Raw genomic sequence first — 376 nt, 5'->3', positions numbered from 1 at the left:
GCTGGCTGCCCTGACCATGGCGATCCAGCGGCAACGGCCCCAGCCCGGCCTCCTGCACCACTCGGATCGCGGCAGTCAATACGCCGCTGGGGATTACCGCAAGGCACTGATGAAAAACGGAATCGTCCAATCGATGAGCCGCAAAGGCAACTGCTGGGACAACGCCCCGATGGAAAGCTTCTTCGGCAGTTTGAAAGCGGAACTCGTTCATGGCGCCCGCTATCCAACGCGCGACGTCGCTCGCAGGGACCTGTTCGCTTACATCGAAGGGTATTACAATCGCCAGCGACTGCACTCGGCTCTCGGCTACATCACACCAGACCAAGCCGAGCTTCGAGCCGCTTAACCCGGTGTCCTTTCTGCCGGGGGAAGGTCA

At 60.9% G+C, this 376-nt stretch carries 1 protein-coding gene; it reads left to right on the top strand.

What is annotated here, in order from left to right; all coding sequences use genetic code 11:
- A partial coding sequence (locus EJ903_RS26570) for an integrase core domain-containing protein (protein WP_148105336.1) occupies positions 1-346 on the top strand: 346 nt, incomplete at its 5' end.
- Between the last annotated feature and the right edge of the window lie 30 nt (positions 347-376).

The organism is Azospirillum griseum, assembly GCF_003966125.1.
Classification (GTDB): Bacteria; Pseudomonadota; Alphaproteobacteria; order Azospirillales; family Azospirillaceae; genus Azospirillum; species Azospirillum griseum.
Note: the sequence above shows the minus strand (reverse complement) of the source record. Positions and strands in the feature narration are given on the sequence as shown.